The following is a 20,252-nucleotide window of genomic DNA, read 5'->3' as shown; positions in this document are numbered from 1 at the left end:
TCAGCCCTCCCGCGCCGCAGCGCACACGGCGCGGCAGATCCGCGCCACGTCCTGGTCCCCGGTGACGTACGGCGGCATGGTGTAGACGAGGTCGCGGAACGGCCGCAGCCACACACCCTCGCGTACAGCCGCCCGCGTCGCGGACTCCATGTCGACCTCGTGATCGAGCTGGACGACACCGATCGCGCCCAGAACCCGCACGTCACGGACCCCGGGCAGCTCGGCGGCCGGAGCGAGGCCGTCCCGCAGACCGGCCCCGATCCGCTTGACCTCCTGCGCCCAGTCCTGGCCGAGCAGCAGATCGATCGAGGCGCAGGCCACCGCGGAAGCCAGCGGATTGCCCATGAACGTCGGCCCGTGGGCGAGCACCGGCACCTCGCCGCGCGAGATGCCGTCGGCCACCGCGGTCGTGCACAAGGTCGCCGCCATCGTCAGATAGCCGCCGGTCAGTGCCTTGCCCACGCACATCACATCGGGTGAGACGCCGGCGTGCTCGGCCGCGAACAGCTTGCCCGTACGGCCGAAGCCCGTAGCGATCTCGTCGAACACCAATAGCACGCCGTGCTCGTCGCAGGCCTCCCGCAGCACCCGCAGATACGCGGGGGAGTGGAAACGCATGCCGCCCGCTCCCTGCACCACGGGCTCCACGATCACCGCGGCGAGCTCGTCGGCGTGCCGGGCGATGAGTTCCCGCAGATGCGTCGCGTACGCGTCGTCCGGCTCCGCGTCGAAGCCGGCCGGTGGTTCGTCCGCGAAGACCTGGCGGGGCAGCGCCCCCGACCACAGCTCGTGCATGCCGCCCTCGGGGTCGCACACCGACATCGGCTGCCAGGTGTCCCCGTGGTACCCGCCGCGCCAGGTCAGCAGGCGCTGTTTGGCGGGCCGTCCGGCCGAGCGCCAGTACTGGAGGCACATCTTCACGGCGACCTCGACCGACACGGAGCCCGAGTCGGCGAGGAAGACGTGCTGCAACGGCTCCGGGGTGATCTCGACCAGCCTGGCCGCCAGCCGCACGGCGGGCTCGTGCGTGAGCCCGCCGAACATCACATGACTCATCCGGCCCAGCTGGTCGTGTGCCGCCTCGTTCAGTACCGGGTGGTTGTAGCCGTGCACGGCCGACCACCAGGACGACATCCCGTCGACCAACTCGTGCTGCCCCTGTGCGGGTTCGGCCAGCCGGAGCCGTACGCCGGACGCGGACTCCACGACCAGCGGCTCCTGCCGGCCCGGCATGGGACCGTACGGATGCCAGACATGGGCCCGGTCCAGGGCCCGCAGCCCGGCGGGGGTGAGCGGCTCAGGCATTGGGGGCGAGATCCGTACCCGCGCCGCGACGCCGGACCGTCACCAGGTCCGTACGCGCGGCCTGGGCTGCAGCCGTTTCCGTGGAGGCGGCCTTCGTCGAAGCGGCCTCCGCCGGAGCGGTCTCCGCTTCCGGGCCGTCGCCGCAGGGCGCGCACCCGCCCGCATGCGATCCGCAGCCGGCGCCCGCGTCCACCCGGTGGCCGGGCAGCGTCGTCGTGCCCGCGCCCTCCACCTCGAAGCCGGCGTCCGCGATCATGTCGAGGTCGGCCTGTCCCGCCTGGCCCTCACTGGTCAGATAGTCGCCCAGGAAGATCGAGTTGACGAGATGCAGGGCCAGCGGCTGCATCGTACGCAGATGCACCTCGCGCCCGCCCGCCAGCCGTACCTCCACGTCCGGGCAGACGAACCGGACCATCGCCAGAATGCGCAGACAGCGCTGCGGCGTCAGATTCCACTCCTTGGCCAGCGGCGTGCCCTCGAAGGGAATCAGGAAGTTGACGGGCACCGAGTCCGGGTCGAGCTCGCGCAGGGCGAAGACCACGTCGACCAGGTCCGAGTCGCTCTCGCCCATCCCGGCGATCAGCCCCGAACAGGCGGAGAGCCCGGCAGCCTGCGCCTGGTGCACCGTCTCCACCCGGTCGGCGTAGGTGTGGGTGGTCGTGATGTCCCCGTACGTCCCCTCGGACGTGTTGAGGTTGTGGTTGTACGCGTCGGCGCCCGCCGACCGCAGCCGGTCGGCCTGGCCTTCGGAGAGCAGACCGAGGCAGGCGCACACCTCGACGCCCTCGTTCTGTTCCTTGATCGCCTCGATGGTCTGCGACACCCGGTCGACGTCCCGGTCGGTCGGGCCCCGGCCGCTGGCGACCAGACAGACGCGCTTGGCGCCCCCGGCCACTCCGGCGGCCGCCGCCTTCGACGCCTCGTCGGGCTTCAGCCACGTGTACTTCAGGATCTCGGCCTTGGATCCCAGCCGCTGGGAGCAGTACGAGCAGTCCTCGGGGCAGAGCCCGGACTTCAGGTTGACCAGATAGTTCAGTTTCACCCGCCGTCCGAACCACTGACGGCGCACCTTTCCGGCCGCGGCCACCACGTCGAGCAGTTCGTCGTCGGGGGTCGCCAGTACGGCGAGCGCTTCTTCACGGGTCGGCAGCTCGCGCCGCAGCCCCTTGTCCACCAGCGTGTTCAGGAGGTCCATGGCGATGATCCTGACGCACGGCACCGCTCCGAGCCAAGGAGGAACCGGACAACAGAGCCCGCAGAGGGTGTGTGCATGGCCACACCCTGCCCGGCCGCGCCCCCGGTTAGGGTCTGTGAGCTGCCTACAAAAGGGACCCGCCCATGTCCTTCGCCCCGTTCGATTGGATCGACGAGGAGGCGCGCCGCCGCGCGGACGCCGGACTCGTCCGGACGCTCCGGCCGCGGCCCGCCGAACCGGAACTGCTGGACCTCGCGAGCAACGACTACCTCGGCCTGACCCGGCACCCGGAGGTGACCGCCGCGGCGGCCGAAGCGGCGCGCCGCTGGGGCGGCGGCGCCACCGGCTCCCGGCTGGTCACGGGGTCCACCGCGCTGCACGCCGAGCTCGAACGAGAACTGGCCGATTTCTGCGGTTTCGAGGCGGCCCTGGTGCTTTCCTCCGGCTACGCCGCCAATCTCGCGGCGCTCACCGCCCTGACCGGCCGGGGCGCGCTGATCGTGTCGGACGCGGGCAATCACGCCTCGATCGTCGACGGCTGCCGGCTGTCGCGGGCCGAGACCGCGGTCGTGCCGCACGCCGATCCGGAGGCGGTGCGCAAGACCCTGAGCGCGCACCGGGGCCGGTCGCTGGCGGTCACCGATTCGGTCTTCTCGGTCGACGGCGACGCCGCGCCTCTGGCCGAACTGGCCGACGCCTGCCGCGCGGAGGACGCCGCCCTGCTCGTCGACGACGCGCACGGCCTCGGAGTGCTCGGGGACGGCGGCCGGGGCGCGCTCGCCGCGGCCGGCCTGGCCGGCGCCGAAGGCGTCGTCGCCACACTCACCCTTTCCAAGTCCCTGGGCAGCCAGGGCGGGGCGGTCCTCGGTCCGGCCAGGGTCATCGACCACCTGGTCAACACCGCCCGGACGTTCATCTTCGACACCGGGCTCGCCCCGGCCGCCGTGGGCGCCGCCCTGGGCAGCCTGCGGCTCCTGCGGCGTGAACCGGCACGCGCCGCCAGGGCCCGTACGGTCGCGACCGCGCTGTACGGGCAGCTGACCGCGGCCGGTTTGACCGCGGTCCGTCCCGACGCGGCGGTGGTCTCGGTGCGCGCGCCCTCGGCCGAGGCCGCCGTGCGCTGGGCGGCCGACTGCCGTGCGGCCGGCATGGCGGTCGGATGTTTCCGGCCACCGTCCGTACCGGACGGCATCTCCCGGTTGCGGCTGACGGCGCGCGCCGACCTGACGGACGAGCAGATCGCGCACGCGGTGGGGATCGTACGGCGGACCGCGCCGGCCGGCTGACCCGCCGGGGAACCGCCATGCCGGAACGCCGGAACGCCGGGCCGTCGGCTCAGCGGACCGAACCGCCGTTCAGGGCGGTGACGAAGGACGTCCAGGCCGCGCCGGAGAACTGCAGAGGCGGCCTGGATACGTCCTTGGAGTCACGCACGGCCAGTCTCCGGCCGCCGAAGCGCGCGGTCTCCACGCAGTTGTTCATTCCCGTGCTGCGGCTGCTGCGCCGCCAACGTAACGCGTGCTGTGCGAGGCCATCCGGCATGACGCCCCCCTCGGGCAGTCAGGGTCACCGACCGTCGCTCATTGCGGCGATCAGGTCCAACGAGTGCTCCGGCGACAGCGCGTGTGCCTGCAAGGTGCGGAAGGCCGAGCTGTACGCCTCAAGGTCTTCTTTCCGCTCCAGGTAGAGGCTACTCGTCAAATGGTCGAGAACGACCACATCCAGATCAGAGGTGTTCGGAAAGGAAAAGATAACGAAAGGTCCGGTGAGGCCCACATAGCCGCCCACCGAGAAGGGCAGCAATTGGAAGCACACGTGCGGGAGTTGGGCCACCCGGCTGAGGTGCCGCAACTGCTCCCGCATCACCCGGCGGCCGCCGACCCCGCGTCGCAGTACCGCCTCGTCCACCACCGCGCTCAGCCTCAGCGGAGGGTCGCTCCGCAGGACTCCCTGCCGCGCCAGCCGCACTTCCACCAGCGAGTCCAGCTGTCCGACGGGCAGTCCGTCGAGTGAGGCCCGGGTCACCGCGCGGGCGTAGTCGGCGGTCTGCAGGAGACCCGGCACCACCGACGTCTCCAGGGTGCGGGCGGTGCGCGCCTGTGACTCCAGGCTGATGAAGTCGCGGTACTGCGGCGGGATGAGACCGCGGTACGCGTGCCACCACCCCGCGCCCCCACCGCCCGCCGAACCCGCGAGCGCCTCCAGGACCTCGCGCAGCGTCGGGTCGTCCGTGCCGTACACGTCGAGCAGCCGGGCCACATCGCGGGGCCGGACTCCGCTCACGCCGGTCTCGATCCGGCTGACCTTCGACTGGTGCCAGCCGAGCAGACGAGCCGCGTCCCGGCTCGTGAGTCCCGACGCGTGACGCAGACTCCGCAGCTCCTCCCCGAGCTTGCGGCGTCGCACCGCGGGGCCGTGCCGCATGGGGCGCCTCCCTCCCACTCCCGCCGAGCGGACAGTGTGCCGCCCTTACGGGGCATCCGGGGCAGAGTTCACCGCTTTGAGCGACAGATATATGCATATCTTGGTGGATCGTCGTTACAGAAGGCAGCATCAGTGGCAATCTGGCGCGAAGCACAACCCGGACCATCGATCGCGGGGTCGCTTCCGGGTGGGAAAGGGACGGCTCGCCATGGCAGACCATCAAGAAGCAAGCGTCACTCTGCCGAGCGAGCCGGTCTCGGTCTCCGCGGCCCGGAGGTATGTGGCACAGGTACTGGCCGAATGGGGACTGCCCGCGGGTACGGACACGGGCGAGACCGTCCGGCTCATCGTCTCGGAGCTCGCGACCAACGCGGTCCAGCACACCTTCGGACAGTCGCCCACCTTCACCGTGGATCTCCGCCTGGAGCGTGAGGAGCAACTGCGCCTCGGAGTGACGGACAGTCACCCCCGTCGGCCCCAGCGGCTCCCGGCGGCCGTGCAGCAGGACAACGGCCGCGGCATGGTGATCATCCGCTCGCTGGCCAAGGAGTACGGGGGCCGGCTGACCGTCACCCCCACCCCGGACGGCGGAAAGACCGTCTGGATCGCGCTGCCCTGGCACGTGCCCGTATCCGTACCCGTCGAGCACTGACGCGCCTCCGCCCCTGCCCGGCGAGCGCCGCACTCGCCGTCACTGTGACGCCGCGGCCCGCCCGAATCCGCTGCGCAGCAGAGCCCGCAAGGTCGCCGCCGCGGCGCTCGTACGGTCTCCGCGGTGCACCACCGAGATCGTCCGGCGGAACGAGGCCGGATCCAGCCGGCGGACGGACAGCGGCGTCGGCGACATCGCGGCCACCATCTCGGGAACCACCGCCATTCCGATGCCCGCACTCACCAGAGCGCACACCAGCGCATAGCCGGGGGACTCGCAGACCACCGCGGGCAGCGCCCCCGCCTCGGCGAGTGCGCTCTCCACCCCGCGACGCGGCGGATGCGTGGGCGCGCTGCTGATCAGGGGCCGGCCCGCGAGCTCCGTCACCGGGAGCCGCCCGCTGCCGTCGGCCAGAACCTGCCCGGCGGCCGTGATCAGCACGAGTTCCTCGACCAAAAGCGGCTCGGAGACGACACCCGGGGGCGGCGGCGACGCGGGGGCGGGCTCATAGGCGTGGCTCAGGGCCAGATCCACCTCGCCGGCCGCGACCGCGGCCACCCCGCCCGGCGGCTCGTAGTCGGTGACGACCAGTTCGACGTCCGGGTGCGCCCGGCGGAACGCGCTCAACACCGGGGGCAGCAGATGGATGCCTGCGGTGGTGAAGGTGCCGACCCTCAGGCGTCCGCCGGAGAGTCCGGCCAGGCCCGCCAGTTCGTGGCGGGCCTGCTCCATCTCGTCGAGGACCCGCCGTGCGCGCCCCGCGAGAAGTTCGCCCGCCGCTGTCAACCGGGCGCCCCGGTGATGCCGTACCAGCAGCGGCGCCCCCGCCTCCCGCTCCAGTTTGGCGAGCTGCTGGGAGAGCGCCGGGGCGGTGTAGCCCAGGCGGACGGCGGCCCTGGTGATCGAACCGGCCTCGGCGACCGCCACCAGCGCCGCCAGCCGTGTGGGGTCGTACATTAAGCGTTCCTTTTGGCAGGCCCTAGAGATTGCAAGTACATGCTAAAGGCTCTCCAGGTCCAGAGTGGAGCCCATGGACACCCAACTGACCGCCTTCGTCGGAGTCGCCGCTGCCATGGTCGCCCTGCCGGGCGCGGACTTCACCGTCGTCGTACGCAACGCCCTCGCCTCGCGCGCGGCGGGGGTGGCGACGGCCCTCGGGGTCGCCGGGGGTCTTCTCGTCCACACCGCGCTCGCCGTGGCGGGCCTGGCCGCCGTGCTCGTGGCGGTGCCCGCGCTGTTCCGCACCGTCCAGGTCCTGGGCGGTGCGTACGTGCTCTACCTGGGCCTCAGCGCCCTGTACGCGGCCCGGCGGCGCGGCGCGCAGGGGGCGGAGGCCGGGCAGGACAACGGGCACGATGAGCGGGCCGCGAGGGGAACCGGGCGCGCACTGCGCCAGGGGTTCCTGACCAACGCGCTGAACCCCAAGGCGCCCGTACTCTTCCTCAGCCTGCTGCCGCAGTTCGTCCCGGCCGGGGCCGCCCCCCTGCCCAGGACGCTGCTCCTCGCCGCGATCGTCGTGCTGATGGCGCTGATCTGGTTCCCGGCCGTGGCGCTCCTGGTGGACCGCCTCGGCCGGTGGCTGCGCCGGCCGCGTACCGCCCGGGCGATCGAGGGCGGCAGCGGCGCGGCACTCACCGCACTGGGACTCGTCCTGGTGACGGGCCCGCTGCTGCACTGACGCGGGCGCGCGCTCGGGTACGGGGGAGTGGCTTCAACGGACCCGTCCGTAGGAGACGCTCCTCGTCCAGATCTTCTCCAGGCGGACCACGGCCCCGGTCTTGGGCGAGTGCCAGATCTTGCCGCTGCCCGCGTAGATGCCCACGTGGTAGATGCTGCGGCCGGAACGGAAGAAGACCAGATCGCCGCGCTGTCGTTGGGAGGGCGAGATGTGGCGGGTCTTGTTGTACTGCTGCTGGGCCGTGCGCGGGAGTTTCTTGCCCGCCTTCTTGAACGAGTACAGCGTCAGCCCGGAACAGTCGAAGCGGCTCGGTCCGGTGGCGCCCCACCGGTAGGGCGCCCCCTTCTTCGACGCGGCGATGTTGAGCGCCTTCATCGAATGCGTCGCGGCCTGGGCGTCGGTCGCGGCGCCGGGAACGAACAGCGTGCCGCCGACGGCGGCGAGAGTCATGGCCGAGGCCGTAGTGGCCCGGGCAAGCAGAGACGGGACATGAACCTGCGCAGTCATGCGCAACCCTTCGTCAGCCGCCTGTGAAGGATGACCTGTCGGGTTCGGGCCGGCGAAGTGGCCCGGCCGCATACGCGGCTTCACCCCGAGGGTCGGCCGGAAATCCGGTCGGCCCGTTGTGCTGGGTCCTCCACTCCTGCCGATCCACTCCTGTCGACCAGGCATCCGGACGGCGGCAGGACTCGGCGTCCGCCCGGACCGCCCCGCCGCGGTGGCGGGGGCTTGTCGTCCCAGGGATCTTGACTCACCGCGTGCCGGATTTCCGAGGTGAAACGGCGATATGTGACCCTCGTCACGAATGACCTGTTCGGGTGGCGAGATGCCCTCCGGGGCGCTGTCGCCATGCGTCGACCGATGCCGTACCAGCGACGTAACGGCAGATCTCACCCACGGTCCGGCTCGAAAGCGCAAATCGAGCTGTCCCTCGTGCGAAGTAGCGCCTACGCCGAACGAGGGAGAGAATTCGGTCGCCGCGTCGGGCGTGTCGGCCGACGGGCTGATCAACGTCGGGCGTGCCGCCGACAGACCGGTCAACTCGGCGGGTCGGGCGGCAGGGCGACCCGCCGCGAGCGCCGCTCGCCGTCGAGAACACGCAGCGCCCTGGTCAATGTGGCCGCGTGGATCCGGGATTCGCCCCGCTCGTGCATCAGTGCGAGCGCGTCCCGCAGGGCGGCCGCGTGCGAGGCCAGCGCCTGGGCGGCGCGCAGGGCGCTGTACGTGTCGCATCCGTGGGCCGGATTGATCCGGCCCACCTGGTCGAGGACTTGCAGATAGCGGTCGATGAACTCGCCCTCCGCGCGGGTCAGGGCGGGCAGTGGCGCGAACTCCGGTGGCTCCATCGCGGATTCACCGCGCCGGGTGCGGCGGGACGGACAGTCCGCGGTTCTGCACGATGTGGTCGATCAACCCGTAGTCCTTGGCGTCCTCGGCGTCGAGGATGAGATCGCGCTCGGTGTCCGCGGTGATCTGCGCGGCGGTGCGGCCGGTGTGACGGACCAGCATGCCGGTCAGCGTCTCGCGCATCCGGTCCAGTTCCCGGGCCTCGATCTCCAGGTCGGACGGCTGCCCCTGTACGGGCTCGGCGAGTTCGGGCTGCTGCACGACTACGCGGGCGCCCGGCAGGGCGTGCCGTCGGCCGGGCGCGCCGGCTGCCAGGAGCACGGCCGCGCCGGCGCCTGCCTGGCCGAGGCAGAAGGTCTCCACCTCGCAGGTGAGGTACGCCATCGTGTCGTAGATGGCCGTCATGGCCCCGAACGACCCACCCGGGGAGTTGATGTAGAGCTGGATCGGCCGGTCGGGCGCGTCGTGTTCCAGGTACATGAACTGGGCCACCAGGTCGGTGGCCGCCGTGTCGTCCACGGGCGTGCCGAGGAACACGACGCGTTCGGCCAGGAGCTTGGAGTAGGGGTCGAGCGTGCGGGTCCCCTGGGACGTGCGCTCGGTGAACTCGGGCAGTACGTAGCGGGCAGCGGGGCGGTGCATGGCGGGCCTCTCCTCCGGGGTGCGGCGGGGCCGCGAAGGCGCCCGCGGCACGCTCTGTAAAAAATGTACAGGACGTACGGAAGGTTATGATGGGAGCATGGCCTACGAGATTCCGGTGACGCAAGCCCGGGCTGAGCTCGCCGAACTGATCAACCGAGTCGTCTACGGCGGCGAGAGAGTGGTCGTGACGCGGCACGGCAAGCCGCTCGTGGCGCTCGTATCGGCCGCTGACCTGCAGCGACTTGAGAGCGAGGAGGCGGCGGAGCGGGAGCAGGTGATCAGCTCGGTCTCCTCGATCGGCTCCTCGGCGTCCGCTCCCGGCGAACGGCGCCGCTTCGGGATCGCCGCCGAACACCGGGGCGTGCAGGGCCCGGGCGACTGACCGCACGCACAAAGGCCGTGCGCCCCCGCCTCGGCGGACGCGGTCAGCAGTGCGGGGCTCTTCGGAAGGCGAGAACCGCTCCGTATACGGACCGGCCCTTGATCGCGGTGCGGGCGGCGGCCTCGGAGGCGTAACGGTGGATCTCGGAGGCGCGGGCCGGACCTTCTCGAGAACGGCCTGCGCGGGCTGATGACCATGAATCCGCAAAAGGTCAGTTAACGCGCCGGAAAAACTTCGGCTCTAACGTGCAATACCTCGCCGCGCGGCACCGGTTCATCCTTCAACAAGCTGTTGAAGGGGGCTAGTGTCTCGCTGCACCCGGGGCCGGTACCGGGCGGACGACTATGAGGTGGACACGTGCAACTGACCCCGCACGAGCAGGAACGCCTGCTCATCCATGTGGCCGCGGACGTGGCCGAGAAACGCCGCGCGCGAGGCCTGCGGCTCAACCACCCCGAGGCCGTCGCCCTCATCACCTCCCACCTGCTGGAGGGGGCGCGCGACGGGCGTACGGTCTCCGAGCTCATGGCGTCCGGACGCACGGTGCTCACCCGCGACGACGTCATGGACGGCATCGCCGAGATGATCCACGACGTGCAGGTCGAGGCGACCTTCCCCGACGGCACCAAGCTCGTCACCGTCCACGAACCGATCGTCTGACGGGGGCCGCTGATGATCCCGGGAGAGATTCTGTACGCGGACGGGCCCGTGTCGCTCAACGCGGGCCGGCCCGTCACGGGCCTCACCGTCCTCAACGCGGCCGACCGGCCGGTCCAGGTCGGGTCGCACTACCACTTCGCCGAGGCCAACCCCGGCCTCGTGTTCGACCGCGGAGCCGCCCGCGGGCTGCGGCTGAACATCGCCGCAGGGACCGCCGTCCGGTTCGAGCCCGGCATCCCCGTCGACGTCGAACTCGTCCCGCTGGCCGGCCGGCGGATCGTCCCCGGCCTGCGCGCAGAGACCGGAGGTCCCCTCGATGGCTGAGCTCCACCGCGCCGTGTACGCCGACCTGTTCGGCCCCACCACCGGCGACCGGATCCGTCTCGCCGACACCGCGCTGCTCGTCGAGATCGAGGAGGACCGCTGCGGCGGCCCCGGACGCGCGGGCGACGAGGCGGTGTTCGGCGGCGGCAAGGTGATCCGTGAGTCCATGGGCCAGGCGCGCACCACCCGCGCCGAAGGAGCTCCGGACACCGTGATCACGGGGGCCGTCGTCATCGACCACTGGGGCATCGTCAAGGCGGACATCGGCATCCGCGACGGCCGGATCACCGGAATCGGCAAGGCCGGCAACCCGGACACGATGGACGGCGTCCATCCGGACCTGGTGATCGGCCCCGAGACCGAGATCATCGCGGGGAACGGGAAGTTCCTGACCGCGGGCGCCATCGACGCACATGTGCACTTCATCTCGCCGACCCTCATCGACCAGGCGCTCTCCAGCGGCATCACCACCCTGGTCGGCGGCGGCACCGGTCCCGCCGAGGGCACCAAGGCCACCACCATCACCCCCGGCCCCTGGCACCTGGCCCGGATGTTCGAGGCGCTGGAGGCGTACCCCGTCAACATCGGCCTGCTCGGCAAGGGCAACACGATGTCCCGTGACGCCATGCACTCCCAACTGCGCGGCGGAGCACTCGGGTTCAAGATCCACGAGGACTGGGGCGCGACACCCGCCGTCATCGACGCCTGCCTGGGCGTCTGCGAGGAGACCGGGGCCCAGCTCGCCATCCACACCGACACGCTCAACGAGGCCGGATTCGTCGCCGACACCCTGGCCGCCATCGCCGGGCGGACCATTCACGCCTACCACACCGAGGGCGCGGGCGGCGGGCACGCTCCCGACATCATCAGCGTCGTCTCCCAGCCGTACGTCCTGCCCAGCTCGACCAATCCGACCCGGCCGCACACCGTCAACACCATCGAGGAACACCTCGACATGCTGATGGTGTGCCACCACCTGAACCCCGCCGTGCCGGAGGACCTGGCCTTCGCCGAGTCACGGATCCGGCCCTCGACCATCGCGGCCGAGGACATCCTGCACGACCTCGGCGCCATCTCGATCATCTCCTCCGACTCGCAGGCCATGGGGCGCATCGGCGAGGTCGTCCTGCGCACCTGGCAGACCGCCCATGTGATGAAGCAGCGGCGCGGCACACTGCCCGGCGACGGGCGCGCCGACAACCACCGGGTCCGTCGCTATGTCGCCAAATACACCATCAACCCGGCCGTCGCCCAGGGCCTCGACGGGGAGATCGGCTCCGTGGAGACCGGCAAACTCGCCGACCTGGTGCTGTGGGAGCCCGCCTTCTTCGGGGTCAAGCCGCACCTGGTCGTCAAGGGCGGCCAGATCGCGTACGCGCAGATGGGCGACGCCAACGCCTCCATCCCCACCCCTCAGCCGGTGCTGCCCCGCCCGATGTTCGGGGCGACCGGCAGGGCCCCGGCCGCCAACTCGTTCAACTTCGTGTCGGCCGCGGCGATCGAGGACGGGCTGCCCGAGCGGCTGGGACTGGGGAAGCGGTTCGTGCCGATCACCAGCACCCGGGGCGTGACCAAGGCCGACATGCGGGAGAACGACGCGCTGCCCCGGGTCGACGTCGACCCCGACAGCTTCGCCGTGACGATCGACGGCGACCCGGTGGAGCCGGCGCCCGCCACCGAACTCCCCATGGCCCAGCGCTATTTCCTCTTCTGAGAACGGATGCCGATGAGCCGCGCCGCTCTGCTGGTCCTGGCCGACGGCCGCTTTCCCGCCGGGGGCCATGCCCACTCCGGCGGCGCCGAGGCGGCCGTCGTGGCAGGGCGTATCCGCAACGCCGACGACCTCGCCGCGTTCTGCCGGGGCCGCCTCCACACCGCCGGGCTCACCGCCGCGGCGCTCGCCGCGGCGGCCGCCCACGGGCACGACCCGCTGGCCCTGGACGAGGCCGCCGACGCCCGTACGCCCTCACCGGCCCTGCGGGCGGTCGCCCGCAAGCTGGGCCGGCAGCTGATGAGAGCGGCCCGCGCGACCTGGCCGAGCGAGGAGCTCGACGCCCTCGCGCTGGCCAGGCCGCGCGGCGCCCACCAGCCGGTCGTCCTCGGCCTGACCGCGCGCGCGGCGGGGCTCGGGCCCGAGGACGCCGCACACTGCGCGGCCTACGAGGCGGTCGGCGGACCGGCCACCGCCGTCGTCAGGCTGCTCTCCCTCAACCCCTTCGACGCCACCGCCGTACTCGCCCGGCTCGCCCCCGAACTCGACCGCGTCGCCGAACGGGCCGCCGCTGCCGCGCGCGGTCCGCTCGGCGAACTGCCCGCCGGATCGTCCCCGTTGCTCGACATCGCCGCCGAGGCCCATGCCGGACGACCGGTCCGGCTCTTCGCCTCATGACCCGCCGCACCCCTTGACCCCGGGGACCGCCCCGCCCGCACAGCACAGGAGCCGCACCATGCACCTCGACCACGTTCACGACGGCCCGGCAGCCGTCGGCGCCGACGCCGCACGCCCCGACGGCACCCGGCGGGCCCTGCGCATCGGTCTCGGCGGACCGGTCGGATCCGGGAAGACCGCGACGGTGGCCGCGCTCTGCCGGGCCCTGCGCGACCAGCTGTCCCTCGCCGTCGTCACCAACGACATCTACACCCGCGAGGACGCGGCGTTCCTGCTGCGCAACGCGGTGCTGCCGCCCGAGCGGATCCAGGCCGTCGAGACGGGCGCCTGCCCGCACACCGCCATCCGTGACGACATCTCCGCCAACCTCGAAGCCGTCGAGGACCTGGAGGACAGTGTGGGACCGCTCGACCTCATCCTCGTGGAATCCGGCGGCGACAACCTCACGGCCACCTTCTCCAAGGGGCTCGTGGACGCCCAGATCTTCATCATCGACGTCGCGGGCGGCGACGACATCCCCCGTAAGGGAGGCCCGGGCGTCACCACGTCGGACCTGCTGGTGATCAACAAGACCGACCTGGCGCCGTACGTCGGCTCAGACCTCGGCCGGATGGCCCGCGACGCCGCACAGCAGCGCGGCGAACTGCCCGTCGCCTTCACCTCGCTCACCTCCGGCGAAGGCGTCGGCCCGGTCGCCGACTGGGTGCGGGGGCGACTCGCCTCCTGGAACGCGTGAGCGTCCGCGCCACCGCCCGGATCACCGCCGTACGCGACAGGCGCGGCGCCACCACGCTCCCCGTCCTGGAGAGCGACGGACCACTCGCCCTGCGCCGGACGCGAGCCACCCTTCCCGGGGCCGCGCGCGTCACGGTCGTGGGCGCGATGAGCGCCCCGCTCGGCGGCGACCGGCTCGCCATCGAGGTGCGGGCCGGGCAGGGCACCCGGCTCGGCGTCGGCGCGGCGGCGGCGACCATCGCCCTGCCCGGGACCGGTCCCGCGGCGGTGCCGGCCCGCTACGACATCATGCTGAAGGTGGAGGAGGGCGCCGGGCTCGACTGGCTTCCCGAGCAGCTCGTCTCGGCACACGGCAGTGAACTCCACATGACCACCGTGGCCGAACTCGCCCCCACCGCACGGCTGATGCTGCGCGAGGAACAGATCCTCGGCCGGCACGGCGAGAGCACCGGCACCCTCCTGAGCCGGCTCACCGTCCACCGCGCCGGACGCCCGCTCCTCGATCAGCAGATGGCATACGGGCCGGGCGCAGGCGGCGGCTGGGACGGCCCGGCCGTGCTCGGCGGTCACCGGGCCGTCGGCCAACTGCTCGTCGTGGATCCGGCCTTCGACGACAAGGGCCCGGGCACCCGGCTACTCGGCCCCACCGCCGTACTCACCCGGCTCGTGGGCCCCGCCGTCCTGGTCACCGCGCTCGCCCCCGACGCGAGGCAGCTGCGCACGGTGCTGGACCGGGCGGCGGACGAACTGGCGGACCACGCGAGCGGCTGAACACCGCTGGCAGGACTCCGGTGTCCGGTTATCGATTCGGTAAAGAAGTACGTGGACGCCCTGTTGCCAGGACGCCCGCAGACGACAGGATCCGCGGGAGGTTCCTACTGAACAGCGCCGCACCCAAAGGCGCTTCACCATGGGGGAGGTTCCACTTGAGACGCACAGCAGCGTTCGGCTCGGCCGGCGCTCTGATCGCGGGCACGCTCATAGCGGGCGCGATAGCCGCACCGGCTGCCACCGCCGACGGCCGCCACCACAACGGCTCCGAGGCACGCGGCGTCCAGCTCGCCGCGGCACGCGCGGCCAGGGCCGGCATCGACTGGGCGGACTGTCCGGCCGACTGGGCCATATCCGCGCCGATCCAGTGCGGATGGGTCACCGTCCCGCTCGACTACGCACGGCCCGACGGCAAGCAGATCAAGATAGCCGTCGACCGCCACGTCAGCACCGGCACCAGCAGCGAGCGCCAGGGCGCCCTGATCTACAACCCGGGCGGCCCCGGCGGCTCGGGCATGGCGTTCCCCAAGCGGATCGTCACCAAGAACCCGCTCTGGGTCAACGCGGCGAAGGCCTACGACTTCGTCGGCTTCGACCCCCGCGGCGTCGGCCACTCGGCGCCGATCTCCTGCATCGACCCGCAGGAGTTCGTCAAGGCGCCCAAGGCCGACCCGGTGCCCGACTCCGAGGCCGACAAGCTCGCCCAGCGCAAGCTCGCGGCCGAGTACGCGGACGGCTGCGCCGAGCGCAGCGGCGACATGCTGCCGCACATGACCACCCCCAACACCGCACGCGACCTGGACGTCATCCGCGCCGCGCTCGGTGAGAAGAAGCTCAACTACCTGGGCGTCTCCTACGGCACCTACCTGGGCGCGGTCTACGGCACCCTCTTCCCGTCCCACGTCCGCCGCATGGTCGTCGACAGCGTCGTCAACCCGGCCAAGGACAACATCTGGTACCAGGCCAACCTCAACCAGGACATCGCCTTCCAGATGCGCTGGAACGACTGGAAGACCTGGGTCGCCGCCAACGACGCCGTCTTCCACATCGGCAACACGCCGCAGCAGGTCGAGGAGGAGTGGCTGAAGCTCCGCGCGGCCGCGAAGAAGAGCCCGATCGGTGGCGTCGTCGGCCCCGCCGAACTCATCGGCTTCTTCCAGAGCGCCCCGTACTACGACTCCGCCTGGGCGTCCACCGCCCGGACCTGGAGCGCCTACCGGGCCGGTGACACCCAGGCACTGATCGACGCCGCCGCGCCCGACCTGTCCGACACGGCGGGCAACATCCGGTCCGAGAACAGCAACGCCGTGTACACCGCGGTCGAGTGCGCGGACGCCAAGTGGCCCACCAACTGGCGCACGTGGGACCGGGACAACACCCGGCTGCACAAGGACTACCCGTTCATGACCTGGGCCAACGCCTGGATGAACCTGCCCTGTGCGACCTGGGGAGCCAAGCAGCAGACCCCGCTGAACGTCCGCACCGGCAAGGGCCTGCCCCCGGTGCTGATCGTGCAGTCCACGCGTGACGCCGCCACTCCGTACGACGGCGCCGTCGAGCTGCACAAGCGGTTCAGCGGCTCACGCCTCATCACCGAGGAGGGCGCCGGTTCGCACGGCGTCACCGGTCTGGTCAACCCCTGCGTCAACGAGCGGGTGGACAGCTACCTGCTCACCGGGAAGACCGACCGGCACGACGTGACGTGCACCCCGCACGCCACGCCGAAGCCGTAGGCCGTGTCCGAAGCAGGCGAATGACGGGACGGGCCGCCGGTACGTCACCGGCGGCCCGTCCCCGTTACCACGGCCGGCTCACGCCTCCCGGTCGTACCGCTCCAGCCAGGCGTCCTCCGCCGCGTAGTCGAAGAGCCGGGTGCCGTAGGACCTCAGCATCGCCGGATAGGCGTCCGTCCACTCCCGCCCCGCCAGCTGCCCGACGATCCACTCGACCGTCTCCGGCAGCGACTGCGTATAGCCCGTCACCGCCCGGTACCCGAGCTCCCGCTCCGCGGCGCTCATGTCGTAGACGATGGGATGCGGGCTGCTCCAGGGCGTCTCACCCACACCCTCCGGCGTGGCGTCCCCCGGCATCAGCACGGTCCGCGCGCTGTGACCCAGGACCGCGTCCACCGCCTCGCCGATCTCCGCGACCGTCGGTGCCTGCGGATCGGCGGCGTTGAGCACCCGCGAGCCCGGCTTCCGAGCGGCGAGCCGGATCAGTTCCGCGACATTGGCCGCGTGGACCGGATGGAAGCGAGAGGTCCCCCCGTAGGCCAGCACCCGCCGCGCCCGGCCGTCCAGGGCCCGCTTCACGAAGTAGAGCTCGCGGGGTGAGCGGCAGTACGGGCCGTGGACCGCGCCCGCCCGCAGCAGCGTGACCGGCAGCGCGTCACCCGCCGCCAGCAGGTCGCGCTCCAGCCGGATCTTCCGCGTGGCGTACGTGGCCCCGCCCGGCGCGACCGTGGCCTGCGATTCCGCAAGCGGCACCGGATAGCGAGGCGCACCGTCCGGGTCGCCCTGCGTGTCGAAACCGCGGCCGCGGTCGTCCTCGTACACCGCCCCGCTGGAGACGACCACCGCGGAGCCGATCCGGTCCGCGAGCGCCGTCAGCTGCCGGGCGTGCGGCTCCCCGTACGCCACCATGTCCACCAGCACGTCGCAGCCGTCACCGAGCGCCGCCGCGAGCGCACCGTCCTCGTCGCGGTCCAGTGCCGCCGTGCGCACGCCCTCGTCCCAGCTCCCGTCGCGGTCACCGCCGCGCGAGGCCGCGGTGACCTCCCAGCCGTCCTCCACGAGCGAGCGCACCGCGGCCCGTCCGATCTGTCCCGTCGCTCCCAGCACCCATGCGTGTCCCTTGCTCATGCACCGCAGGCTAGGGTCCGCACGGCGCCGGGACCAGGGTGGTTCACCGAGCGCGGATCCGCCGTCAGCGTTGCCGTTTCGGGAACTTCCCCGGGCTCTCCGCTTGTTCGGCCGCCTTCACCTTGGCCGCGTACTCGTCGACGTACTCCTGACCGGAAAGGCCGAGGATCGCGTACATGATCTCGTCGGTGACCGCCCGGACCGCCGCCTTCTCGTTCTCCAGGCCGGCATAGCGGGAGAAGTCCATCGGCTCGCCGAAGCGGATGGTGACCTGCTTGATGCGGGGGACGACCTTGCCGGGCGGCTGGATCTCGAACGTGCCGACCATCGCGCACGGCACCACCGGCACCTGCCCCCGGATGGCCATCACCGCCACTCCGACCTTGCCCTTGTAGAGCCGGCCGTCGTGCGAACGGGTGCCCTCCGGGTAGATGCCCAGCAGCTCGCCCTTGCTCAGCACCCCGAGCCCCTCGCGGATCGCCGCCTGACCGGCCTCCTTGCCCGAGCGGTCGACGGGGATCTGGCCGATGCTGTGGAAGAACGCCGCGGTCAGACGGCCTTTCACACCGGGGCCGGTGAAGTACTCGGCCTTCGCGAGGAAGGTGATCCGCCGCTTGATGATCGCGGGCATCAGGAAGTGGTCGGAGAAGGACAGGTGGTTGCCGGCGATGATCGCCGCGCCGTCCGCCGGGATGTGCTCCATGCCCTTGATGACGGGACGGAAGAACAGCCGCAGCAGCGGCCCCAGGACGACGTACTTGAGCACGTAATAGAACACGGGCGGCTCCAAGCTCTGCCGGATCGGCTCCGGGACTGCGTTTTCCCAGGTCAGCGGATGTCTCGATGAGGACAGCCTAGAGCCGTCCGGCGCCTTGTGTAACCGTCCGCGACCGGGCGGGGGATGAGGGGCCGAACGAGACGGTGACTCGACACCGCCCCCTGAGGTCGTACGAGACGGCGACATGACACCGCCCCCTGCCGGCTTTCCGGCAGGGGGCAGGTCCGTAGGGGAAACCCGGGGTCCGGACCCCGTCACCGTGTCAGCACGGGGAAGGGGTCCGGACGGCGGGGTCAGGGCGCGGTGCCCCAGGCGAGCGTGCCGGTCACGTACACGCCGACCTTCGGCGCGTCGGCGTAGCTCGTCGAGGTCGAACGGCTGTAGTCGTCCGCCTCGTTGAAGTTGGACCAGTCGCTCTTGTTCACCCGCATCTGGATCTCACCCGTCGACGCGCCCGCCGCCAGGGTGCCGCTGCCGAAGGAGACCTCCAGGTAGTGGCTGGCACCGGCCGCCGAACCGGCGGTCTTCACACTGTGCGTCAGGGTGCCGCAACCGACGACCGCCCAGTCGCACGAGGTGCCGAAGGTGGAGGAACCGGCCTCCGGGGTGAACCAGTAGCGCAGCTTCACCGTGGACAGGTCCACCGCGGTGGTGCCGGTGTTGACCAGCTGCAGACCCATGCGGATCTGGTTGTCGGTCGCGGACGAGTCCGTGTTCTTGTACTGGGCCTTGAGCGCGCCCGTTCCCGTGCCGCCGCCGGCGGACGTGGTGACGGACAGCGCGCTGGAGGCCGCCGAGATGTTGCCGGCCGCGTCCTTCGCCTTGACCGTGTAGCTGTAGGCGGTCGAGGCGGTCAGACCCGAGTCGGTGTACGAGGTGCTGGTGGAGGTACCCACCTGCACGCCGCCGCGGAACACGTTGTAGCCGGTCACCGCGGTGTTGTCGGTCGACGCGGTCCAGGACAGCGAGACGCTGCTGCTGGTCTTGGCCGTCGCGGTCACACCGGTCGGCGCGGTGGGCGCCTGGGTGTCGCCGCCACCGCCGCCGGCGGACGTGGTGACGGACAGCGCGGTGGAGGCCGCCGAGATGTTGCCGGCCGCGTCCTTCGCCTTGACCGTGTAGCTGTAGGCGGTCGAGGCGGTCAGACCCGAGTCGGTGTACGAGGTGCTGGTGGAGGTACCCACCTGCACGCCGCCGCGGAACACGTTGTAGCCGGTCACCGCGGTGTTGTCGGTGGAGGCCGTCCAGGACAGCGAGACGCTGCTGCTGGTCTTCGCGGTCGCGGTCACACCGGTCGGCGCGGTGGGCGCCTGGGTGTCGCCGCCACCGCCGCCGGTGATCGGCGGGTAGGCGTTGCGCACGAGCTCCTGGAACTGCGCGGAGAACCAGTGACCCGCGAGCGGGGAGTTCGGCAGGGCGCCCGTCAGGCTGTTGCCGTTGCGGCCGTTACCGGTGTAGGTCGGGTCGCACATCCGGTCGAAACCCTTGCCCTCGTCGTTCTCGACGGGGGCGCTGTTGCCGTCCGACTCGCCCGGGGGCTTGGCCCACACGTACGCGTCGATGCCGGCCTCGGGGGCCGCGGTGGGACGCTCGCCGATGCCGGCGCCGCTCTGGTTGCACCAGTTGCCGGCGTGGATGCGCCGGTCGACGCGGCCGCCGTTGACGTAGGTGTCGACGCTCGTCAGCGGGCCCGGACCGGTGGGCCGGGCGGTGCCGCCCCAGCCGTTGCGGGCGGTGTCGATCAGCATGCCGATGTTGGAGTTGAAGCCCTGGCTCACCAGCAGCGTGCGCAGCGCCTGGGCGAACGACAGTTCATCGGTGTAGTAGTTCCAGTCGATCCACTTGGACTGGCGGACCGTGGTGCCGTTCACCGAGTCGGTGATCTTGAAGTTCGGCTCCTTGAGGGCCGAGTAGTTGGCCGTGTTCACGATGAAGCCGGACACGTCGTTGACCGTGGCGCCCTCGGACGTGGCGGCCTTCTTGAACTCCGTGGCGGCCGGACCCATGTTGGTGTCCCAGCCCAGCCAGCCGTGGTGGGCGGCGTCGATGTAGTTGTAGACGTTGGGAATGGCACCGAGGGTGTGCAGCGCGTAGCCGACACCCTTCTCG

22 protein-coding genes and 1 riboswitch are annotated in these 20,252 nt (G+C 71.5%); of the genes, 11 read left to right on the top strand and 11 right to left on the bottom strand.

From position 1 onward, the window contains the following. Positions 1–1,305, bottom strand: coding sequence for an adenosylmethionine--8-amino-7-oxononanoate transaminase (locus ABTX18_RS31070; RefSeq protein WP_352126127.1), 1,305 nt, complete (start codon positions 1,303–1,305; stop codon positions 1–3). After that, entirely contained in the window at positions 1,298–2,500 is a 1,203-nt protein-coding gene (bioB, locus tag ABTX18_RS31065) for a biotin synthase BioB (RefSeq protein WP_352126126.1), read from the bottom strand. Before bioB ends, ABTX18_RS31070 begins: the two co-directional genes overlap by 8 nt. Positions 2,501–2,643: 143 nt before the next feature. Between bioB and ABTX18_RS31060 the strand changes: the two genes are divergently transcribed. Next, positions 2,644–3,786, top strand: coding sequence for an 8-amino-7-oxononanoate synthase (locus tag ABTX18_RS31060; protein ID WP_352126125.1), 1,143 nt, complete (start codon positions 2,644–2,646; stop codon positions 3,784–3,786). A gap of 49 nt (positions 3,787–3,835) precedes the next feature. Here the strand turns inward: ABTX18_RS31060 and ABTX18_RS31055 are convergent, their stop codons facing one another. Continuing rightward, on the bottom strand, positions 3,836–4,042 hold the full coding sequence (locus ABTX18_RS31055) for a DUF397 domain-containing protein (protein ID WP_352126124.1): 207 nt from the start codon (positions 4,040–4,042) through the stop codon (positions 3,836–3,838). Positions 4,043–4,066: 24 nt separating this feature from the next. Then, entirely contained in the window at positions 4,067–4,924 is an 858-nt protein-coding gene (locus ABTX18_RS31050) for a helix-turn-helix domain-containing protein (protein WP_352126123.1), read from the bottom strand. 208 nt (positions 4,925–5,132) lie between these two features. On the opposite strand from ABTX18_RS31050, the gene ABTX18_RS31045 reads away from it, so the two are divergent. Then, the gene (locus ABTX18_RS31045; RefSeq protein ID WP_352126122.1) at positions 5,133–5,576 is read left to right on the top strand and encodes an ATP-binding protein; all 444 of its coding nucleotides are present in this window, start codon (positions 5,133–5,135) and stop codon (positions 5,574–5,576) included. 39 nt (positions 5,577–5,615) lie between these two features. Here ABTX18_RS31045 and ABTX18_RS31040 read toward each other — a convergent pair whose 3' ends face one another. Beyond that, the gene (locus tag ABTX18_RS31040; RefSeq protein WP_352126121.1) at positions 5,616–6,533 is read right to left on the bottom strand and encodes a LysR family transcriptional regulator; all 918 of its coding nucleotides are present in this window, start codon (positions 6,531–6,533) and stop codon (positions 5,616–5,618) included. A 73-nt stretch (positions 6,534–6,606) separates the two neighbouring features. Between ABTX18_RS31040 and ABTX18_RS31035 the strand changes: the two genes are divergently transcribed. Next, complete coding sequence (locus ABTX18_RS31035; protein WP_352126120.1) at positions 6,607–7,254, top strand: LysE family translocator; 648 nt, start codon at positions 6,607–6,609, stop codon at positions 7,252–7,254. Positions 7,255–7,287: 33 nt separating this feature from the next. Here ABTX18_RS31035 and ABTX18_RS31030 read toward each other — a convergent pair whose 3' ends face one another. The 3 genes from ABTX18_RS31030 to ABTX18_RS31020 form a co-directional block, all read right to left on the bottom strand. After that, complete coding sequence (locus ABTX18_RS31030; RefSeq protein ID WP_352126119.1) at positions 7,288–7,761, bottom strand: C40 family peptidase; 474 nt, start codon at positions 7,759–7,761, stop codon at positions 7,288–7,290. 3 nt (positions 7,762–7,764) lie between these two features. Then, positions 7,765–7,935: riboswitch (cyclic di-AMP (ydaO/yuaA leader) on the bottom strand. A 356-nt stretch (positions 7,936–8,291) separates the two neighbouring features. Further along, positions 8,292–8,600 carry a hypothetical protein gene (locus ABTX18_RS31025; RefSeq protein WP_352126118.1) on the bottom strand — a complete coding sequence of 103 codons (309 nt, stop codon included), beginning with the start codon at positions 8,598–8,600 and terminating at the stop codon, positions 8,292–8,294. Positions 8,601–8,607: 7 nt separating this feature from the next. Continuing rightward, a complete protein-coding gene (locus ABTX18_RS31020; RefSeq protein ID WP_352126117.1) occupies positions 8,608–9,243 on the bottom strand; it encodes an ATP-dependent Clp protease proteolytic subunit in 636 nt (211 codons plus the stop codon). A 97-nt stretch (positions 9,244–9,340) separates the two neighbouring features. Here ABTX18_RS31020 and ABTX18_RS31015 point away from each other — a divergent pair, with 97 nt between their 5' ends. The 8 genes from ABTX18_RS31015 (at position 9,341) to ABTX18_RS30980 (ending at position 16,237) form a co-directional block, all read left to right on the top strand. After that, complete coding sequence (locus ABTX18_RS31015) at positions 9,341–9,625, top strand: type II toxin-antitoxin system Phd/YefM family antitoxin (RefSeq protein ID WP_352126116.1); 285 nt, start codon at positions 9,341–9,343, stop codon at positions 9,623–9,625. A 357-nt stretch (positions 9,626–9,982) separates the two neighbouring features. Beyond that, positions 9,983–10,285, top strand: coding sequence for an urease subunit gamma (locus ABTX18_RS31010; RefSeq protein ID WP_352126115.1), 303 nt, complete (start codon positions 9,983–9,985; stop codon positions 10,283–10,285). Positions 10,286–10,297: 12 nt separating this feature from the next. Next, positions 10,298–10,609 (top strand): urease subunit beta, encoded by a 312-nt coding sequence (locus ABTX18_RS31005; protein ID WP_352126114.1) that lies wholly within the window; start codon positions 10,298–10,300, stop codon positions 10,607–10,609. Next, positions 10,602–12,323, top strand: coding sequence for an urease subunit alpha (locus tag ABTX18_RS31000; protein ID WP_352126113.1), 1,722 nt, complete (start codon positions 10,602–10,604; stop codon positions 12,321–12,323). The genes ABTX18_RS31005 and ABTX18_RS31000 overlap by 8 nt, the downstream gene beginning before the upstream one ends. A gap of 12 nt (positions 12,324–12,335) precedes the next feature. Continuing rightward, positions 12,336–12,998, top strand: a complete 663-nt coding sequence (locus ABTX18_RS30995) for an urease accessory protein UreF (protein WP_352126112.1) — start codon at positions 12,336–12,338, stop codon at positions 12,996–12,998. Positions 12,999–13,056: 58 nt separating this feature from the next. Then, a complete protein-coding gene (ureG, locus tag ABTX18_RS30990; RefSeq protein ID WP_352126111.1) occupies positions 13,057–13,734 on the top strand; it encodes an urease accessory protein UreG in 678 nt (225 codons plus the stop codon). After that, positions 13,731–14,504: an urease accessory protein UreD gene (locus ABTX18_RS30985; RefSeq protein ID WP_352126110.1), complete on the top strand. Its 774-nt coding sequence runs from the start codon at positions 13,731–13,733 to the stop codon at positions 14,502–14,504. Before ureG ends, ABTX18_RS30985 begins: the two co-directional genes overlap by 4 nt. A gap of 155 nt (positions 14,505–14,659) precedes the next feature. Further along, positions 14,660–16,237, top strand: a complete 1,578-nt coding sequence (locus tag ABTX18_RS30980; protein WP_352126109.1) for an alpha/beta hydrolase — start codon at positions 14,660–14,662, stop codon at positions 16,235–16,237. Between the two features lie 78 nt (positions 16,238–16,315). Here the strand turns inward: ABTX18_RS30980 and ABTX18_RS30975 are convergent, their stop codons facing one another. The 3 genes from ABTX18_RS30975 to ABTX18_RS30965 all read right to left on the bottom strand — a co-directional run. Then, complete coding sequence (locus ABTX18_RS30975) at positions 16,316–17,365, bottom strand: NAD-dependent epimerase/dehydratase family protein (RefSeq protein WP_352126108.1); 1,050 nt, start codon at positions 17,363–17,365, stop codon at positions 16,316–16,318. Between the two features lie 64 nt (positions 17,366–17,429). After that, positions 17,430–18,143 carry a lysophospholipid acyltransferase family protein gene (locus tag ABTX18_RS30970; RefSeq protein WP_352126107.1) on the bottom strand — a complete coding sequence of 238 codons (714 nt, stop codon included), beginning with the start codon at positions 18,141–18,143 and terminating at the stop codon, positions 17,430–17,432. A 293-nt stretch (positions 18,144–18,436) separates the two neighbouring features. Beyond that, positions 18,437–20,252 (bottom strand): glycoside hydrolase family 6 protein (locus tag ABTX18_RS30965; protein ID WP_352126106.1); only part of this gene is annotated, 1,816 nt, incomplete at its 5' end.

This window comes from Streptomyces sp. NPDC096323, from assembly GCF_040302845.1.
Classification (GTDB): domain Bacteria; phylum Actinomycetota; class Actinomycetes; order Streptomycetales; family Streptomycetaceae; genus Streptomyces.
This window is presented reverse-complemented; position numbering and strand designations above follow the sequence as displayed.

Excerpts from the sequence above, each read along its gene's own strand:
- ABTX18_RS31015 (WP_352126116.1), top strand. The coding sequence starts at position 9,341 with ATGGCCTACGAGATTCCGGTGACGCAAGCCCGGGCTGAGCTCGCCGAA.
- ABTX18_RS31035 (WP_352126120.1), top strand. The coding sequence starts at position 6,607 with ATGGACACCCAACTGACCGCCTTCGTCGGAGTCGCCGCTGCCATGGTC.
- ABTX18_RS31005 (WP_352126114.1), top strand. The coding sequence starts at position 10,298 with ATGATCCCGGGAGAGATTCTGTACGCGGACGGGCCCGTGTCGCTCAAC.
- ABTX18_RS31070 (WP_352126127.1), bottom strand. The coding sequence starts at position 1,305 with ATGCCTGAGCCGCTCACCCCCGCCGGGCTGCGGGCCCTGGACCGGGCC.
- ABTX18_RS30995 (WP_352126112.1), top strand. The coding sequence starts at position 12,336 with ATGAGCCGCGCCGCTCTGCTGGTCCTGGCCGACGGCCGCTTTCCCGCC.
- ABTX18_RS31030 (WP_352126119.1), bottom strand. The coding sequence starts at position 7,761 with ATGACTGCGCAGGTTCATGTCCCGTCTCTGCTTGCCCGGGCCACTACG.
- ABTX18_RS31050 (WP_352126123.1), bottom strand. The coding sequence starts at position 4,924 with ATGCGGCACGGCCCCGCGGTGCGACGCCGCAAGCTCGGGGAGGAGCTG.
- ABTX18_RS31000 (WP_352126113.1), top strand. The coding sequence starts at position 10,602 with ATGGCTGAGCTCCACCGCGCCGTGTACGCCGACCTGTTCGGCCCCACC.
- ureG (WP_352126111.1), top strand. The coding sequence starts at position 13,057 with ATGCACCTCGACCACGTTCACGACGGCCCGGCAGCCGTCGGCGCCGAC.
- ABTX18_RS31045 (WP_352126122.1), top strand. The coding sequence starts at position 5,133 with ATGGCAGACCATCAAGAAGCAAGCGTCACTCTGCCGAGCGAGCCGGTC.
- ABTX18_RS31055 (WP_352126124.1), bottom strand. The coding sequence starts at position 4,042 with ATGCCGGATGGCCTCGCACAGCACGCGTTACGTTGGCGGCGCAGCAGC.
- ABTX18_RS31025 (WP_352126118.1), bottom strand. The coding sequence starts at position 8,600 with ATGGAGCCACCGGAGTTCGCGCCACTGCCCGCCCTGACCCGCGCGGAG.
- ABTX18_RS30975 (WP_352126108.1), bottom strand. The coding sequence starts at position 17,365 with ATGAGCAAGGGACACGCATGGGTGCTGGGAGCGACGGGACAGATCGGA.
- ABTX18_RS31040 (WP_352126121.1), bottom strand. The coding sequence starts at position 6,533 with ATGTACGACCCCACACGGCTGGCGGCGCTGGTGGCGGTCGCCGAGGCC.
- ABTX18_RS31060 (WP_352126125.1), top strand. The coding sequence starts at position 2,644 with ATGTCCTTCGCCCCGTTCGATTGGATCGACGAGGAGGCGCGCCGCCGC.
- bioB (WP_352126126.1), bottom strand. The coding sequence starts at position 2,500 with ATGGACCTCCTGAACACGCTGGTGGACAAGGGGCTGCGGCGCGAGCTG.
- ABTX18_RS31020 (WP_352126117.1), bottom strand. The coding sequence starts at position 9,243 with ATGCACCGCCCCGCTGCCCGCTACGTACTGCCCGAGTTCACCGAGCGC.